Below are 17226 nucleotides of genomic sequence, written 5' to 3' on the forward strand. Positions count from 1 at the left end.
ACCTTTTAAATCATTTACCGTGTTTATAATATCTCGTACTGTTGATTATCCTTATGACCTTCTTTTGCTGGCAGATCCTTGCCGGGAAATTTTGGATGGTTATTTGTACGGATCGGATTGCTTTGTTGCGAACATTGATGATGTTCCTATAGGAGTGATTGTTATCCAAAAGCAGGAGAACGGTTTGGCAGAGATTATGAATCTTGCCGTATCTGAGAAGTGGCAACGTAAGAGAGTGGCAATTCGGTTACTGGAATATGTATTTACAGAATGGGTTCCTTTGAATGGTATTCGTCGTTTAAAGGTGTGTACAGGTAATTCAGGCGCTTCGGCTTTTATGTTGTATCAAAAAGCTGGCTTCGATTTGAAAGATATAGACAGGGATTATTTTGTCCGCGTCTATCCCGAACCAATATGGGAGAATGGCGTACAATGCCGTCATCGTCTTGTTTTTGAAAAATCTTTTTGAAACTTTTACCTCTTTACTGGCTCAAGCGGGGATCGTTCTTTGTTAAGCTTATTTTGAATAAAAAAAATTGTTCCCGTTCAACGCGGGAACAATTTTTTTATAGGGTTAATCATACTTAATTATCCTTGTATTGCAGCAATGCCCGGAAGAATTTTGCCTTCAATGGCTTCAAGCAGGGCTCCGCCGCCGGTAGAAACGTAAGAAACGCCATCTGCCAGTCCGAATTTGTTCACACAAGCAACAGAGTCGCCTCCTCCTACCAGAGAGAATGCACCGTTTTTGGTTGCTTCTACGATTGCTTCGCCTACGGCGCGGGAACCGCTGGTGAAGTTATCAAATTCAAATACACCCGTAGGACCGTTCCAAAGGATGGTTTTTGAATTTTTAATTACGTCTGCAAATATTTTTTCGGTTTTAGGACCTATGTCAAGACCTTCCCATCCGTCGGGAATTTCGTTTACCGGAACAAACTTTGTATTGGCGTTGTTGGAGAAATCGTCTGCGATTTTAGCATCTACGGCCAAAACGAGGTTTACTCCGTTTTGTTTAGCCTTTTCTATAAGAGAAAGAGCCAGGTCGAGTTTGTCCTCTTCACATATGGAATTACCTATTTTTCCGCCTAAAGCTTTAGTGAAAGTATAAGTCATGCCACCTGCGATGATCAGGTTATCCACTTTGGTAAGCAGGTTTTCTATAATCTCAATTTTAGAAGATACTTTAGAACCTCCCATGATAGCTGTGAAAGGATGATTGATATCTTTCAGTACTTTTTCTACGGCTTTTACCTCTTTTTCCATCAGATATCCGAACATTTTGTTCTCCGGGGCAAAGTATTCAGCCATTAAAGCCGTGGAAGCGTGCGCGCGGTGAGCAGTACCGAATGCGTCGTTTACATAGGCGTCTGCCAATTTGGCAAGAGCTTTGGTAAATTCTTTCTGGCTCGCTTTAACAGCTTTCTTGGCAGCAGCTTTTTCTTCGTCAGTAGCATCTTCTGCCAAACCTCTGGGTTTACCTTCTTCTTCGGCATAAAAGCGAAGGTTTTCCAGTAAAAGTACTTCTCCCGGTTTAAGTTCCGCAACAGCAGCTTCAACTTTAGGACCTATGCAGTCATCGACAAATTTTACAGGCTGTCCCAATAATTCTTCAAGGTGAGCAACGATGTGCTTTAAAGAAAATTTATCTTCCGGACCTTTTTTAGGACGACCCAAGTGGGAACCGATAATCACGCTACCACCATCGGCAAGAATTTTTTTCAAAGTAGGCAAAGCTTTTACCATACGGGTGTCATCGGTGATATTGAAGTTCTCGTCCAAGGGAACATTAAAATCAACACGCACAAATGCCTTTTTACCGGCAAAGTTGAAATTGTCAATTGTTTGCATATTCTGTATAATTAGATAATTAATAATCTTGTATTTTAACAGCTACAAATTTACAAAAATATTTATATAATGAATGTAGCTAATATTTATATTTTGTTATGTGAAATGTTAAATGAGTTTCTTTGCTTTGAGCAAGTACTCCATCTCTTCCTGCACACGTTTTGCCTCTTCCCGGGCTGCTGCTCCGAAGTTTTCGTCATTTGCGGCGTAAATGATTTTACGGGACGAATTGACCAATAATCCGCAACTGCTGTTGATGCCGTATTCCACTACTTCTTGCAGGCTTCCTCCTTGAGCGCCTACGCCCGGTACAAGCAGGAAATGATGGGGCAGTATTTTGCGGACATCTTCAAATAATTTTCCTTGAGTCGCACCTACGACATACATCATCTGGTCTTCATCGGCCCATTCCCGGGAAATGCGCATGACCTTTTCAAAAAGACGCTCACCGTTTATGTCGGTAGTAAATTGAAAATCTTGGGAGCCCTTATTAGAAGTAAGTCCCAGTACAATGACCCATTTGCCCGGATAACCCAGAAAAGGCTTAATGCTGTCTTCGCCCATATAAGGAGCCACAGTTACGGAATCGATATCCAAATGTCCGAAAAAACTGCGGGCATACATTTCCGAAGTATTACCTATGTCGCCTCGTTTGGCATCGGCGATAATGAATTGATCCGGATAATATGCTTGAATGTAACGTACGGTTTTTTCGAAAGCTTTCCATCCTTCCAAACCGAGACTTTCGTAAAAAGCCAGGTTCGGTTTGTATGCTACACACAGGTTGGCGGTAGAATCGATAATGATTTTATTAAATTCAAAGATCGGATCTTCTTTTTTCTGAAGATATACTGGTATTTTCTTAATGTCGGTATCCAGTCCCACACATAAGAATGTTTTTTTACGTTTGATGTTTTCGAAAAGTTCTTTTCTGTTCATATGGCGGTGAAATTTATGTGGATTATAATTCGCTTTCTTTCAAACGTTCGGCATTCTCCGCTACGATCAGGTGGTCGATACAATCTTGTATGTCCCCGTCCATGAATGCGGTAAGGTTATATATAGTGTAGTTGATACGGTGGTCTGTAATACGTCCTTGCGGATAATTGTAGGTTCGTATTTTGGCCGAACGGTCGCCTGATGAAACCATTGTTTTTCTTTTTCCGGCGATTTCATCCAGATATTTCTGGTGTTCCATGTTATAGATACGTGAACGAAGTTCGACCATGGCCTTTGCTTTATTTTTTAACTGTGATTTTTCATCCTGGCATTGAACGGTGATGCCGGTAGGGATATGTACCAGACGGATGGCAGAGTAGGTTGTATTTACCGATTGTCCTCCGTGTCCCGAAGCACAAAAGATATCAGTACGTATATCTTTTTCGTTAATCTCTACGTCAAACTCTTCTGCTTCCGGCAATACGGCTACGGTAGCGGCCGACGTATGCACGCGTCCTTGTGTTTCGGTTGCTGGTACCCGTTGAACCCGGTGGACTCCCGATTCATATTTTAAAATTCCGTATACGTTCTCTCCAGAGACGGTGAAAATAATTTCTTTGTAACCTCCTGCAGTTCCTTCGTTGAAACTTGTTACTTCTATTTTCCACCCTTTGATTTCACAATATTTGGCGTACATACGGAACAAGTCTCCGGCAAAGATGGCTGCTTCGTCTCCTCCGGTACCTCCTCGTATCTCTACAATGGCGTTTTTCCCGTCTTCAGGATCGGCCGGGATCAGCAATAATTTTATCTCTTCTTCCAGAGCCGGCAGAGTACTATTGCAGTTATCCAGTTCTTCTTTAGCCATTTCTTTCATTTCAGCGTCATTTTCAGTCTCCAGTATGACACGTGCTTCCTCTATCGTGCCGAGTACTTGTTTGTAACGTAAGGTGGCTTTATATATTTTTTCCAGATCCCTGTATTCTTTTGTAAGTTTTACAAATCGTTTCATATCGCCTATCACTGCGGGATCGGTGATAAGAAGTCCCACTTCTTCGAAACGGAGTTGTAAACCTTCCAGTCGACTTAGTAACGTGTTTTCGCTCATTATTGCTTTTTAATTTTTCAGTTTGCAAAGATACGAAATAAGCGGAAAATATCGAATAACTGATGAGGGAATAAGATCTTATTTTAAATGGTAATAGTCCGGCATAGGTACTCCTGTAATGAGAGAATCGAGACCTGTGCCAGACTATCACGAGAGTAGTAGCGCCATTATAACGGTTTGTATGATATTTTGTTTATGGTTTTAGGATTTTACTGGTTAAAAGAATGTAACGTTCTTTTCATGTCGTTTTTGCCTGGTTCCGGTTGAAAGTTTTGTTTTTTGGAAGATATGATTTATTTAAAACCGTCCGTTTTTCTGTATTATTTCGGCTCATAAACATGTATAAATATAATAGGAAGATATTTGTGCATTCCGGGAAGAATAAAAGGAATAAATGTTTGATAAAGGAAATGGCCGGATTAATCCGGCCATTTCCTTTATTTTTAACATATATATCAGAACCAACGTACGTATGCGAAATCCTGACGGTGGGGCAGGTCGGCATTTTTTGGGTACATGCGGAACGAATAACGGTAAACTCCGGCATCATTGAGTTGGTATTTCAACTGGTAAGTAGTCTTTGTTCCGTCGGTTTTTACGATTTCGAGCTCATGCGCTTTATAGGGCAGTGTTTCTCCATTCTCTACTCCCGCTACTATTAATTCAACACCCAGACAGTTTCCCAATCCTTTATTGTCGATTACCACCTCGATGTTATAATTTTCTCCGACATGAGGATTGTATAGTAATCCTTCAGGTATGGATACGCTGCTTATTTCTATTTCATTCCATTTGGAGGCAACTTCCTGCTTCCAGGCCGCTATTTCTTTTGCTTTTGCAAAGTTATTGGCTTTTAGTAATTTAGAACGTTTTCCTTCTTTGTCGTAGAAACGGTAAATGTAGTCGTCGAGCATACGTTTCATTGTAAATTCAGGAGCAATCTGTGCAATGGAATTTTTTATGTATTGTATCCATTCCGGAGAATAACCCTTGCTGTTTTTTGCAAAATAGAGAGGAATAATCTGATTTTCAAGCATTGAATATATCGTAGCAGCATCCAGCTTATCCTGCTGGCTTTGATCCTGGAATGTACGTTTTTCGGTAAGGGCCCATCCGGCTCCTTCCTTATATCCTTCATACCACCATCCGTCCAGTACGGAGAAATTAAGTACACCGTTCATTTCTGCTTTTTCGCCGGATGTACCCGACGCCTCGAGCGGACGGGTAGGGGTGTTTAACCAAATATCCACACCTGAAATAAGGCGTTTGGCTACTTTCATGTCATAATTTTCCAGGAAAATAATTTTACCCAGGAATTCAGGCATACGCGATATTTCCACGATTCGTTTGATGAGTCCCTGGCCTCCTCCGTCGGCCGGATGAGCTTTTCCTGCAAAAATGAACTGAACAGGATAATTGGGATTATTGACTATTTTAGAAAGTCTTTCTAAATCGGTAAATAACAAGTGTGCACGCTTGTATGTAGCAAAACGACGGGCGAAACCTATCATCAGGGCATTCGGGTTTATGCGTTCCAGAATAGATACAATGCGCGAAGGGTCTCCTTGATTTTTAAGCCATGTGTCTCTGAACTCGTCCCGGATGAAACGTACGAATTTTTGTTTCATGGTCTGGCGGATATTCCATATTTCTTCGTCCTGTACCTCGTATATTTTTTCCCAGGCTTTGAATTCGGACTGATGTTCCATAAAATTATGCCCGAATGTTTTGATATAGAATTCTTTCCATTCCGAAGCAGCCCATGTGGGCATATGTACGCCATTGGTAACATAACCGACGTGGAGTTCGTCTGCGCTGTATCCTTTCCATATGGGCTGGAACATCTTTTGAGAAACTTTTCCGTGGAGCCAGCTTACGCCGTTTACTTCTTGGCAGGTATTGCAGGCAAACACGCTCATGGAGAATTTTTCATTGGTATCGGGATTCTCACGGCCCATGTTCATCAGGTCTTTCCACTCGATACCCAGTTTGGCAGGGAATTCACCCATATATTTTCCGAAAAGAGATTCGTCAAAATAATCGTGTCCCGCAGGTACTGGTGTGTGTACGGTATATAGAGATGAGGCACGCACCAGTTCGAGAGCTTCTTCGAATGCAAGTTTTTCTTCCTGTACATAATCGACCAGACGTTGAACGTTGATGAGGGCGGCATGTCCTTCGTTGCAATGGTACAAATCTGTTTTTATACCTAATTTGTTCAACATGAGAATACCGCCGATCCCCAGCATATATTCTTGTTTCATACGGTTTTCCCAATCGCCTCCATAGAGCTGATATGTGATCGGGCGGTCGAATTCGCTGTTCTGTTCCAAATCAGTATCCAGCAGGTACAAATTGATACGTCCTACACTTACTTTCCAGATGTTGGCATAGATGATACGTCCCGGGTATGGCACTTCCAGTACAAGAGGATGGCCGTCAGGATCGGTAACTTGCTCCAGAGGTAACTGGTTGAAATTCTGAGCTTCGTAGTTGGCAATTTGTTGTCCGTCAATAGAAAGAGTTTGGGTAAAATAGCCGTACCGGTACAAGAAACCTACGGCGGTCATGTTTATGTTGCTGTCGCTGGCTTCTTTCAGATAGTCTCCGGCAAGAACACCTAAACCTCCGGAATATATTTTCAGGATGTTACATAACCCGTATTCCATACTGAAGTAAGAGATGGAGGGAACGTCCGTACGCTTCTCAACATTCATATATTTTTGAAAATCATCATAGACATCTTCTATTCTTCTCATCATAGCTTTGTCTTTGACAATTTCTTCCATGCGTTCGTAACCGATGCGTTGTAACATCAGTACGGGGTTATTATTAGTAGATCTCCACAGATCAGGATCAATGTTCCGGAATAGGTCTATAGCTTCGCTGTTCCATACCCACCATAGATTCTTGGACATTGTTACCAGGTTATTTAATTCGGAGGGAACTTGAGACTTAACTGTAATATCACGCCAACAGGGAGCGTTAGTATTACTAACTTGAATTTTCATATTCCTTTTATTTTATTGTTGTCTTAATCGTTTGTTATTTCTTTCTTCAGCTTTTTTCAGGGCAGTGTCGTATGCCTGTGAGTAATATTGGATAAAGTTTTTCCATTGAGCTTCGCATGCGACTTTTGCTGCCGCTTTGTTTATTATTTCTTTTTCTTTTACGCTCTTATTGCTAAGTTCCGTTACAGTCTGAGCCAAATTATCGGCTACTTCATCATAATTTGAATCGGTCCTGTGTAATACTTCCACACCGGTTTTTTCAAGGCCATGTTCGTTCCGGCTGTTTATCCATTGTCCGAATCCCGATAAATCAGTCGTGATAGTGGGAATTCCGAAAGCGATACTTTCCAGCGGAGTGTATCCCCAGGGTTCGTAATACGAAGGAAAAGCCGTCGCATCTAAACCTATTAACAAATCGTAATACAAAAGGTTGGCAATACCATCACTTCCTGTCAGGTAAGATGGAATGAATATGATTTTCACCTTATCATGTATCCGGTTTTGCATACCCAGTTTATGGATTTGGTTGATGATTCGGTCTTCATTATAATTGTTTAATGTATGCGTAATTACAGGGTCGGGAAGAGGAGTTGTTGCCTGTAAAGGGCTGTTTACCCTGTCGGCGACGTCGGTACGGGGTGCTTTTACCCAAGCAGGTACCATGACGAATGCGATGATTTCTTTTTTCAGTTCGTCTTTTACCGATAGACGGTGCATGGCGTCGATAAACAGGTCTATGCCTTTATTTTTATATTCATAGCGTCCCGATGTAGCTATTAAGAATGCGTCTTTGGATATATAATATCCTGCCAGAGAAGATGCTATTTTTAAAAGCCTTTCCCTTGCTTCTTCTCTTTTTATTATGTAGTTCGCTTTGTCCGGGATAAAGTCTTCTTCAAAGCCGTTAGGAGTTACGACATCGGGAGTACGTTCCAGGAGTTGTGTACATTCGCGTGCCGTGATATCGCTGACAGTCGTAAAACAATCGGTTTGTCGGGCGGCGTGTTTTTCTACCGAATGTTTTGAAACCATATTCAGCTCCTGAGCCATCTGGTCGCCGTGATAACCTTTCATGTAGTCATACAGAGGTTTATTGTTGCCGGCGATAGAACGGCCGATAGAAGTTGCGTGTGTTGTAAATAATGTTGCAATGCAGGGTAATTGATGTTTGATATATAACAATCCCATCCCTGTGGTCCATTCGTCGAAATGAGCAACAATATTTAGTTTTTCACCTTTTATGAACCGATAATAGTTCTCGAGGACCAGGGCGGCCGCATGAGAAAAAGCACATGCTTCGTCATAATCTCCGTATGCTTGCAGCGACTCGACTCCGTATAACTCCCACATTTTGCCATAGAATTCATTCTTGACAGCATATAAAGCATCGAAATTCACTAATATGACAATGGGATTGCCCGGTATGTTCCAGCGTCCGGTACGTACTTTTATTTCGTAAGGAAATTGTAGTTGTTTTTTCCATTCGTTCAGCAGAGAGGGAATCTCGGTAAAGTACGGAGACTCTTTTCCTTTCCATATATCAGGTCCGACAAATATGAGTTTGTCTTTATATTCTTTTTGAAGAGTTCTTGCTTTTGTGGACAATACGGTATAAATACCTCCAACCATATTGCACACTTCCCAGCTGATTTCAAAAATGTAATCGGGTTTTTTATATTGATCAGTCATACCTATTTTTAGGGTTCTTATTCATAAGAACATTTTTGTAAGCTGCAAATTTATAACAAATATCTGTGTGTCTGCAAATTTTTCAATCTGTTTTTTCTTAACACCCGAAAGGAATAGCGAAAAAAAAATATAGAATTGTAGTAGTTTTTCATAGTGTTTTGCTAATTAGCCCGAAATGAATAGGTTTTTTTGTTAATATATTGGTATTTAGTTTCTTAATTCAAAATAATTTTATGCATTTGCCGTTGTTTCTATTTTTTTGGATAAATGCTTCGTTTTGATCTGAAAGAATGGTTATATTTGTGGAAGTTAGAATCATTAAAATAAAAAATATTATGGCAAATAGAAGAAATCTGAAAAAGGAGATCAATTTCGTTACAGGAGAATTACTGGCCGAATGCCTTTTCAACAAACAATATGTTCCGGGTACTAATGCAGCCAAGGCAGATGAACTGATCGGCCAGATCATAGGTATTCAGGATGAGTATCTGCAACGGGTGAATGCGAATGGAGGAAAAGAACCTAAACAGGTGAAAGCCTATTATAAGAAATTAAGAGAAGATTTCGACGCAGCTGTGGACGGTGTGTTCGAAGGCTTATCGGAACTGAATAAATAGAAATATTGAATGAAACGATCATTTAGTCGTTTCCTGTTGCGTTTGTTCGGATGGAAGGTAGTTGCGACAGTTCCCGATTTTCCTAAAAGTGTTATTTGTGTGGCTCCCCATACCAGTAATTGGGATTTTATTTTGGGTAAATTGGCGTACACTGCATTGGGCCGGCAGGCGGGATTCCTGATGAAGAAGGAGTGGTTTTTCTTTCCATTAGGATATTTGTTTCGTTGGATGGGAGGTGTTCCGGTGTCCCGTGATAGACGGACCGACTTAGTGGAACAACTGGCTGAAAGATACCGTTCCAGTGAACGGTTCTCCATTGCAGTAACCCCGGAGGCTACACGAAAACGGAATGCTAACTGGAAACGTGGTTTTTATTATATTGCGCAAGCAGCCAATGTGCCTATCGTATTGGCCTTTATCGATTATAAGGATAAGCGGATAGGACTGGAAAAGGTATTTACTCCTACGGGGGATATTGATGCCGATATGCGTTCCATCAAAGAATATTATAAAAAATTTCATGCACGTCATCCCGAAAATTTTACGGCGGATGAAGAATAGTTTATAGAATAATAGAGCGAAGACATCATGTGCTTCGCTTTATTTATTTACATGAGGAACAGATATGGAAAACTTAAGAGTGTCTTTGTTACAGACCGATATTTTTTGGGAGAACAAAGCCGGGAACTTGTATAAGCAGGATGCGACATTGTCTGCTCTGGCTGGTAAAGCCGACTTGGTAATATTACCCGAAATGTTTACTACCGGTTTTTCTATGAATGCGGTCACCTTAGCTGAAAACGAAGAGGGTGAAACTATTGCAGCCTTGAAAAAATGGGCCGGAATGTATGATATGGCTATTGCCGGAAGTTTTATTGCCCGTGAAGGAAAAGATTGTTATAACCGGGGATTCCTCGCATTGCCTTCGGGTGACATCTGTTTTTATGATAAGCGTCATCTTTTCAGGATGGGCGATGAAGGCCGTTTTTTTACGGAGGGAAAACAACGGCTTATTGTAGAGTATAAAGGATGGAAAATATGCTTATTGGTGTGTTATGATCTGCGTTTTCCCGTATGGTGCCGTAATCGCGACAATGAATATGACTTGTTGATATTTGTAGCGAGTTGGCCGCAATCTCGGATTCATACCTGGCGTAGTCTTTTGGTTGCCCGTGCCATAGAAAATGCGGCGTATGTATGCGGTGTGAACCGGGTGGGTACGGATGGCGCTTCGCTGATATATTCTGGAGAATCTTTGATCGTAGATGAAAAAGGATATATTCTGGCCGAGGGGGAACCTGGGATAGAACAGATCGTATCGGCTGAACTTGATTTAACACATTTACATCGTTTCAGGGAAAAATTTCCTGTATGGAAAGATGCTGATGATTTCACTATAAAATTATGATTCATGGATAAAGTGGAAAAGGAAATAGATATTTTGCTTACCAATTTTGGAACGGTACGTGAAATTTGTTATAATCTGGCTGTACTCCCGTGGGGAGCTACCGAACCACACAATTTGCATTTACCCTATTTGACAGACTGCTATCTTTCTCATGATGTGGCGGTCATGGCTGCGCGGGAAGCTCTGGAGAAGTCAGGAGTAAGATGTATGGTGCTCCCTCCTATACCTTTGGGACAGCAAAATCCCGGACAATGGCAGCAGCCTTTCTGTATTCATGCCCGTTACGAAACTCAAAAAGCGGTTTTATCGGATATTGTTATCTCGCTGTACAGGCAAGGTTTGCGCAAACTGGTTATTGTGAACGGTCATGGAGGAAATTGCTTTAAAAATATGATTCGCGATATGGAATTCGAATTTCCGGATTTTCTGATAGTAGTCGTAGACTGGTTCTCCGTTTTACCGCAAACCGGTTACTTTGAACGACACGATGACCATGCCGGTGAACTGGAGACTTCGGCTATGTTGTATTTACGTCCTGAGTTGGTAAATCTTGATGATGCAGGGAAGGGGGAATACCGTTCGTTTGCTGTAAGTTCACTTCGTGAAAAAACTGGCTGGACTCCCCGAAACTGGGAACGGGTTTCGGACGATACGGGGGTAGGTGATCCCCGTCTTTCTTCGAAAGAAAAGGGAGAAAAGTTTATACGTGACGTTTCGGGGAAAATAGCGGAATTATTTGTGCAAATAGTCAGGGACGATCTGTATGAGTAATATACATTTCATACATGAAGATGATCCCATATAGTATCTTTAAATACGGCTTTACGGTAGAAATCCTCAATTTTATCATGGTTGGCGGCTGTCTGGTTTTCTACGAAATGAAATAATACCGATCCATCCGTTTTATATACGGTAGTAATGAACAATCCGGTATTTTTTTCATCGGGTGCATATATCTGATAGTATTCCTCACCGTCCAGTTCGTATAGGGAAATCCAGCACGGAGTATTTTGCATACGGTCACGCCATGTTCCCAGCCATTCGATCCGGTCCATCGGATGCCTTCTGTTCTTTCTGTTTTTTTTATTGCTTTCGTTTTTAATAGAAAAGACCGCAAAAAGAATAAAACAGGCTATTATAAGGTATATTAAATGACGGGTGAGCATATTTAGTTATTTGACGGAAAGATAAAAAAAGATATGATGTTAATAAAATTTGGACACAAAAAAAGACAAGCACTTATATGATTTTAGCGAGTACTTGTCTTTTTTATTTTATTTCCGAGGGGGATTAGATTCCCAGATTACTCCTCTATAGACCGCCTTATTTTTAAAAGCATTAGCTTTCTCCCGTAGAGGCGGAGTCATTAAACCTCCGTAAACCAGATATACGCTGCCATCGGCTGCATATATAGTTGTCCGGTCCATATCGTATGACTTTTCCGGCCCTTTTACATTTACGCCGTAATAAGTTTTGCCGTCCAGTTCCCAAAGAGTGACAGAGCAGTCTCTGTCTTTTAGTTCTTCTGTTACTTCTTTCAGCCATCCGATTTTATCTACCGGATTATCTTTCCGGGGATTTTTAGTGATGTGGTCGTAACTTTTACATCCGGCTAAAAGAAGAGATACGATCAAAATGATGCCTGTAGGGAATAATTTTCTCATTTTCTAAGCTTTGTATTTAATCCATTTAAGCATCTCTTTGTAGCTCGGTTTTTTTCCATACATGAGGATACCTACCCGGTATATGCGTCCTGCTATCCATGTAAGCCCAATAGCCGATGCATAGAGGATAGAGAGAGAAAGAGCCAGTTCCCATACAGGTACTCCGTAAGGAATGCGTACCATCATAACGATTGGAGAGGTAAAAGGTATCATCGAGCACCAGAAAGACAAAGGCCCGTCAGGGTTTTCAGCACTGAACATACCTGCGTATAATGCAAAAATGATAATTATTGTAATGGGGATCATAAATTGATTAGTGTCCGATTCATTGTCTACTGCAGATCCTATTGCAGCGAACAGTGATGCATACAGAATATAACCTCCGATAAAGAAGAGTATGAAAAAAGAGATAAGCTCCGTAAAGTTGATACTATCCAATATTGTCGCGATATTATTGGCGGCGCCCAGTTCTTGTAGTGCTGCCTGTTGTTCAGGTGCGCCCATGCTTGCCATGTTGGCCGATACGGCTGTATCTATTCCCGATAACGCTCCCGATGCACCGAGTATGGCACCTCCTGCGGCGAGCATACCGCCGATAAAGATAATCCAGATAGCTATTTGTGTAAGGCCTACCAAGCCGATACTGATGATTTTTCCCATCATCAGTTCGAACGGTTTTACCGAAGATACCATGACTTCAACGATACGGTTTGTTTTTTCCTGCATAACACTTTGCATTACTTGCCCGCCATATAAAAGCAGGAACATATAGATGATAAGAGTACATGCCATACCTATGACTGTGACGGTTGCCGTGGACGTTTCGGTTTCTCCTCCTTCTTTATCAAGACGTATAGTGCTTATTTCCAGTTTAATATTGGAGTCATTTATCAGTTGTTTTATATCGGGAATATTGTATGAAGCCAGTTTCTCGTTCTTCAGGTAATCTTCCATAGTATTCGTGACGAGAGACTCGAATCCGGCTGTGACCTGTTTGCTTGAGTAAATATTGATACCTTTCGGATTTTCCAGTAGATTATCGTTGATAACCACGAAAGCATAAGGCTGCTCTTCCTGTGAGCTTAGTTCGGCCGGTTTTGTGGCCTCTCCCCCGATATAAGTAAATTTGTATTCGTCATTATCTTTAAATACTTCACTGTACATTTTAGTCTGGTCTACTATTGTTACATTACGCACTTCATCGGTGATAAGAGATAACAATATAGGTACGGCGACACTGGCGACGATAATAATGGGGGTGAGGATAGTCATGAGAATAAAGGTCTTTTTCTGTACCCGCGTCATATATTCCCGTTCGATGATAAGAGATATTTTGCTCATGATTTTGTGGTTTATTGGTTATTATCTTCGTTAAGGGCCGAAGCTCCTACCGTATCGATGAATATTTCGTTCATGGTAGGCAATATTTCTTCAAAAGCCGTAAGCTGGTAGTGTTCATTGAGATAACCTATCAGTTCGCTGTTACTCATCTCTTTTTTTGCAATGGTGGAGATGCTGCCCCGGCGATACGCCTGTGTTTCCAGTATATCGTACTTGTCGGGATCGGCCGGTAAATTACCATCCTGAATGGCAATACGGAATATGTTTTTTTTATGTTTTTCCCTTATATCGTTTACTTCACCTTGTAGTACGGCTTTCGAACGGTTGATAAGAGTTATTTCATCGCATAATTCTTCTACCGAGCTCATATTATGGGTAGAGAAAATAATGGTAGCCCCCTGTTTGCGCAGTTCCAGTATTTCTTGCTTCAGCAAGTTGGCATTGACCGGATCGAAACCACTGAACGGTTCATCGAAAATAAGTAATTTGGGACGATGAATTACGGTGGTAATGAACTGGATTTTCTGTTGCATACCTTTTGAAAGCTCTTCGATTTTCTTTTTCTCCCAGCCTTTAATATCGAATTTTCTGAACCACGTTTCCATCCGTTGTTTAGCTTCTGCTTTGGAGAGCCCTTTTAAACGAGCCAGATAAAGTATCTGTTCGCCTACTTTCATTTTCTTGTACAATCCGCGTTCTTCCGGCAGATAACCTATATTCTCCACATCTTTTGGTTGGATAGGACGACCTTCGATGAGTATTTGCCCGCTATCGGGACCGGTGATCTGGTTAATAATACGGATGAGAGTCGTTTTTCCTGCACCGTTAGGACCCAGCAAACCGTATATATGATTTTCCGGAACCTGTATGCTTACATCGTCAAGGGCTTTGTGCGAAGCATATTGTTTGACGATATTTTGTGCTTCAAGATAGTACATAATGGATTAATTGTTTCGTTTTTTCATTAGTTTTATAACTCTTTGAAATATAACTAAGCTGCAAACGTACAAATATTTTTTTGGTTATTATATTATCTTAAAGCGGAAATTTATCGAAAAACAATAATTTTTTATTATTTAGGATTTAAAATACGGTCTCCTATACATTTGGCAAGGGTACTTTTCAATTCATACAAAGCTGTATTTTGTTCCATAAGTTGATGAAGGAGTTCCATGTCGTTTTCTAAACTTGCTTTTTTGATATTTTCCCTCAGTTGCTTTATTTGTAAAGATATAATTGCATCCTTGAGCTCGAAAAGGGCTCGTGGTATGAGGTCGTAAAGACGTTCTATTTCGGTTTCTACTTTCTGATATTTCGTATGTACTTTGCTTAGCTGGTATTTGTCGCTTACCAGGTCTACCGCCAGTTGGCTGATGACAGGGTCGGGATGTGAAACGAAATAACGTTCCACATATAGTGATGCCGTTTCTCTTAAAAGAAAAGCGGTTTCTTTGTTGATCTTGCTTTGAATATCCGATTCGGCTTTTTTGTTAAGCATCATTTCCGGGATTTCCCGGCGTTTCTGTTCCAGTGTCTCTGCCAGTTTTCTCTGTTGCTGTTCAAGTATCTCTTTTTGCTTTTGTTCGAGTATGCCCGCTATGGATTCTTTCTGTTCCGCTGCTATTGAAATAATGCGTTTATAAAGCGGATTCGAGAATTCTATTTCATCCCTTTTCATGTCGTCTGCAATATATTCCGCGACTTTCATCAGGCGTTGCGTTCCGTTTATATCCTCGGTTTCGAACAGATCGTTATAACCATACCGGATAATATAGCGTATAAGTTCCCGTTCATATTTATCCAACGGATTGTCAAGTGTCTTGGGAACGATATTTTCAAATGCGGTTTCGTAAATCGTGTCATGGGTTTCTGCCGGTAATTCGTTCAGGGTAGGGGAAGGAGGGGTTTCCCGTTCTCCTTCCGGGGTGGTTACAGGCGTGCTTGCCGACGGAGATGCCGCATTTCCTGTGTTCTGGCCGATCGTTTTCCGGGAGTTATTAGGACGGGAATAGCTGTTATTCTTTGATAGCGCAGAATTTTCCAGTTCGTTCTGTTTCAGTTTGTTTATTTCCGATACGAGTATTTTTTCATCTATTTCCATCAGACGGCTGCACTCTTTCGTATACACCGAACGTATGATCGTATCCGGAATAACCGAGATGGAACGCACTATATCACTGATAAGTCCGGCCCGTTTTATAGGATCGTCTCCGGCGCTTTCCAATAACAAATTAGTCTTGAAGCGGATAAAGTCCGTTTCATGCGATTTTATGTATTCAGTGAATGAGGCTGCACTCTGTTTTTTTGAAAAAGAATCGGGATCGTCTCCGTCCGGCAATAATACGACCTTTATATTCATTCCTTCTTTCAGGATAAGGTCTATTCCTCTTAACGAAGCTTTTATTCCGGCAGCGTCTCCGTCGTAAAGAACGGTGATATTGTCAGTGAATCTGTGTATCAGACGTATTTGTCCCGGGGTGAGAGATGTTCCCGAAGAAGCCACTACATTCTCTATGCCGGCCTGATGCATGGATAATACATCGGTGTAACCTTCCACCAGGAAACAGGAATCGTTTTTTACGATAGACTGTTTCGCTTGAAATATCCCGTATAATTCATTACTTTTATGGTATATTTCCGATTCCGGAGAATTAACGTATTTAGCTGTTTTATCGTCCTTTTTAAGAACCCGTCCTCCGAAGGCCAGTACTTTTCCCGACAAACTGTACACGGGAAAAATGACACGTCCTTTGAAACGGTCGTGAATATGACCGTTCTGTCCTTCCAGGCATAAACCGGTTTTTAACAGGTATTCCTGGTTATATCCTCTCTTTTGAGCTTCCTGTGCCAACGCGTTTCGCTGGTCCAGAGAATATCCCAATCCGAATTTCCGGATAATATCGTCCCTGAATCCTCGTTCATGAAAATAGGCCAGTCCTATGGAACGTCCTTCGGCATGGTCGAATAATATATGGCTGAAATATTCTTGAGCAAAACTGTTCACGATAAGCATGCTTTCGCGTTCGCCTCGTAGTTGCTTTTCCTCGTCGGTCAGTTCCCGTTCTTGTATTTCGATACTGTATTTTTTTGCGAGGTATTTAAGAGCTTCGTAATAGGACATTTGCTCATGCTCCATAATGAAATGGACTGCACTTCCGCCTTTTCCGCAACTGAAGCATTTACATATGCCCTTAGATGGCGATACGCTGAAAGAAGGAGTTTTTTCATCGTGGAACGGGCATAAACCTACATAGTTAACCCCCCGTTTCCGTAAGGTTACAAAATCCGACACTACCTCCAGTATGTTGGCGGTATCCATAATCTTGTCTATGGTGGCTTGGTCTATCATAAAATTATCCTGTTTTTTCGACTGAGCGAAGATAATATATTTCTGGCTTATCTTCTCTAAGAAAACAAATAACAATAGATAAAAACTATCTTTTTTGAAAATATGTATCTAATGCATAAATAATTTTAAATAGATTGATTTTGTTGTTGTTATGTGATGTTTTTTTATTTAAACATCTTATATTTGCAATGTGTTTTTCATAGTATTAGATTTAAGGTTAATGAAGATTGGTTGCCGTGAGGCAACCAT

Annotated in this window: 15 protein-coding genes; 5 read left to right on the forward strand and 10 right to left on the reverse strand. The window is 41.0% G+C overall.

Going from position 1 to position 17226, the window contains the following annotated elements:
* The first annotated feature begins 19 nt into the window (after nucleotides 1-19).
* Nucleotides 20-469: a GNAT family N-acetyltransferase gene (locus tag OCV73_RS12115; RefSeq protein ID WP_147552553.1), complete on the forward strand. Its 450-nt coding sequence runs from the start codon at nucleotides 20-22 to the stop codon at nucleotides 467-469.
* A 119-nt stretch (nucleotides 470-588) separates the two neighbouring features.
* Here OCV73_RS12115 and OCV73_RS12120 read toward each other — a convergent pair whose 3' ends face one another.
* The 5 genes from OCV73_RS12120 to OCV73_RS12140 all read right to left on the reverse strand — a co-directional run bounded on the left by OCV73_RS12120 (nucleotide 589) and on the right by OCV73_RS12140 (nucleotide 8598).
* Nucleotides 589-1851 (reverse strand): phosphoglycerate kinase, encoded by a 1263-nt coding sequence (locus OCV73_RS12120; RefSeq protein ID WP_147552555.1) that lies wholly within the window; start codon nucleotides 1849-1851, stop codon nucleotides 589-591.
* Between the two features lie 108 nt (nucleotides 1852-1959).
* A complete protein-coding gene (gene pyrF, locus OCV73_RS12125) occupies nucleotides 1960-2790 on the reverse strand; it encodes an orotidine-5'-phosphate decarboxylase (protein ID WP_147552556.1) in 831 nt (276 codons plus the stop codon).
* Between the two features lie 22 nt (nucleotides 2791-2812).
* The gene (prfA, locus tag OCV73_RS12130; RefSeq protein WP_147552558.1) at nucleotides 2813-3898 is read right to left on the reverse strand and encodes a peptide chain release factor 1; all 1086 of its coding nucleotides are present in this window, start codon (nucleotides 3896-3898) and stop codon (nucleotides 2813-2815) included.
* 455 nt (nucleotides 3899-4353) lie between these two features.
* A complete protein-coding gene (gene glgP, locus OCV73_RS12135) occupies nucleotides 4354-6909 on the reverse strand; it encodes an alpha-glucan family phosphorylase (protein WP_147552560.1) in 2556 nt (851 codons plus the stop codon).
* 12 nt (nucleotides 6910-6921) lie between these two features.
* Nucleotides 6922-8598 (reverse strand): glycosyltransferase, encoded by a 1677-nt coding sequence (locus OCV73_RS12140; RefSeq protein ID WP_147552562.1) that lies wholly within the window; start codon nucleotides 8596-8598, stop codon nucleotides 6922-6924.
* A 335-nt stretch (nucleotides 8599-8933) separates the two neighbouring features.
* Here OCV73_RS12140 and OCV73_RS12145 point away from each other — a divergent pair, with 335 nt between their 5' ends.
* The 4 genes from OCV73_RS12145 to OCV73_RS12160 all read left to right on the forward strand — a co-directional run bounded on the left by OCV73_RS12145 (nucleotide 8934) and on the right by OCV73_RS12160 (nucleotide 11394).
* On the forward strand, nucleotides 8934-9215 hold the full coding sequence (locus OCV73_RS12145) for a hypothetical protein (protein ID WP_147552563.1): 282 nt from the start codon (nucleotides 8934-8936) through the stop codon (nucleotides 9213-9215).
* Nucleotides 9216-9224: 9 nt separating this feature from the next.
* Nucleotides 9225-9776 (forward strand): lysophospholipid acyltransferase family protein, encoded by a 552-nt coding sequence (locus tag OCV73_RS12150; protein WP_147552565.1) that lies wholly within the window; start codon nucleotides 9225-9227, stop codon nucleotides 9774-9776.
* 64 nt (nucleotides 9777-9840) lie between these two features.
* Nucleotides 9841-10623 carry an amidohydrolase gene (locus OCV73_RS12155; RefSeq protein WP_147552567.1) on the forward strand — a complete coding sequence of 261 codons (783 nt, stop codon included), beginning with the start codon at nucleotides 9841-9843 and terminating at the stop codon, nucleotides 10621-10623.
* A 3-nt stretch (nucleotides 10624-10626) separates the two neighbouring features.
* Nucleotides 10627-11394: a creatininase family protein gene (locus tag OCV73_RS12160; RefSeq protein WP_147552569.1), complete on the forward strand. Its 768-nt coding sequence runs from the start codon at nucleotides 10627-10629 to the stop codon at nucleotides 11392-11394.
* Nucleotides 11395-11402: 8 nt separating this feature from the next.
* Here OCV73_RS12160 and OCV73_RS12165 read toward each other — a convergent pair whose 3' ends face one another.
* The 5 genes from OCV73_RS12165 to dnaG form a co-directional block, all read right to left on the reverse strand.
* Nucleotides 11403-11678, reverse strand: coding sequence for a hypothetical protein (locus tag OCV73_RS12165; RefSeq protein WP_147552570.1), 276 nt, complete (start codon nucleotides 11676-11678; stop codon nucleotides 11403-11405).
* Between the two features lie 219 nt (nucleotides 11679-11897).
* Nucleotides 11898-12287 (reverse strand): hypothetical protein, encoded by a 390-nt coding sequence (locus OCV73_RS12170; protein WP_147552572.1) that lies wholly within the window; start codon nucleotides 12285-12287, stop codon nucleotides 11898-11900.
* 3 nt (nucleotides 12288-12290) lie between these two features.
* Complete coding sequence (locus OCV73_RS12175; RefSeq protein ID WP_147552574.1) at nucleotides 12291-13628, reverse strand: ABC transporter permease; 1338 nt, start codon at nucleotides 13626-13628, stop codon at nucleotides 12291-12293.
* Nucleotides 13629-13639: 11 nt separating this feature from the next.
* Nucleotides 13640-14566, reverse strand: a complete 927-nt coding sequence (locus tag OCV73_RS12180) for an ABC transporter ATP-binding protein (protein WP_147552576.1) — start codon at nucleotides 14564-14566, stop codon at nucleotides 13640-13642.
* Nucleotides 14567-14700: 134 nt separating this feature from the next.
* Nucleotides 14701-16977 carry a DNA primase gene (gene dnaG, locus OCV73_RS12185; RefSeq protein WP_147552577.1) on the reverse strand — a complete coding sequence of 759 codons (2277 nt, stop codon included), beginning with the start codon at nucleotides 16975-16977 and terminating at the stop codon, nucleotides 14701-14703.
* Between the last annotated feature and the right edge of the window lie 249 nt (nucleotides 16978-17226).

The organism is Barnesiella propionica, from assembly GCF_025567045.1.
GTDB classification, from domain to species: Bacteria; Bacteroidota; Bacteroidia; order Bacteroidales; family Barnesiellaceae; genus Barnesiella_B; species Barnesiella_B propionica.

Excerpts from the sequence above, each read along its gene's own strand:
- OCV73_RS12120 (WP_147552555.1), bottom strand. The coding sequence starts at position 1,851 with ATGCAAACAATTGACAATTTCAACTTTGCCGGTAAAAAGGCATTTGTG.
- pyrF (WP_147552556.1), bottom strand. The coding sequence starts at position 2,790 with ATGAACAGAAAAGAACTTTTCGAAAACATCAAACGTAAAAAAACATTC.
- prfA (WP_147552558.1), bottom strand. The coding sequence starts at position 3,898 with ATGAGCGAAAACACGTTACTAAGTCGACTGGAAGGTTTACAACTCCGT.
- glgP (WP_147552560.1), bottom strand. The coding sequence starts at position 6,909 with ATGAAAATTCAAGTTAGTAATACTAACGCTCCCTGTTGGCGTGATATT.
- OCV73_RS12140 (WP_147552562.1), bottom strand. The coding sequence starts at position 8,598 with ATGACTGATCAATATAAAAAACCCGATTACATTTTTGAAATCAGCTGG.
- OCV73_RS12145 (WP_147552563.1), top strand. The coding sequence starts at position 8,934 with ATGGCAAATAGAAGAAATCTGAAAAAGGAGATCAATTTCGTTACAGGA.
- OCV73_RS12150 (WP_147552565.1), top strand. The coding sequence starts at position 9,225 with ATGAAACGATCATTTAGTCGTTTCCTGTTGCGTTTGTTCGGATGGAAG.
- OCV73_RS12155 (WP_147552567.1), top strand. The coding sequence starts at position 9,841 with ATGGAAAACTTAAGAGTGTCTTTGTTACAGACCGATATTTTTTGGGAG.
- OCV73_RS12160 (WP_147552569.1), top strand. The coding sequence starts at position 10,627 with ATGGATAAAGTGGAAAAGGAAATAGATATTTTGCTTACCAATTTTGGA.
- OCV73_RS12165 (WP_147552570.1), bottom strand. The coding sequence starts at position 11,678 with ATGGACCGGATCGAATGGCTGGGAACATGGCGTGACCGTATGCAAAAT.
- OCV73_RS12170 (WP_147552572.1), bottom strand. The coding sequence starts at position 12,287 with ATGAGAAAATTATTCCCTACAGGCATCATTTTGATCGTATCTCTTCTT.
- OCV73_RS12175 (WP_147552574.1), bottom strand. The coding sequence starts at position 13,628 with ATGAGCAAAATATCTCTTATCATCGAACGGGAATATATGACGCGGGTA.
- OCV73_RS12180 (WP_147552576.1), bottom strand. The coding sequence starts at position 14,566 with ATGTACTATCTTGAAGCACAAAATATCGTCAAACAATATGCTTCGCAC.
- dnaG (WP_147552577.1), bottom strand. The coding sequence starts at position 16,977 with ATGATAGACCAAGCCACCATAGACAAGATTATGGATACCGCCAACATA.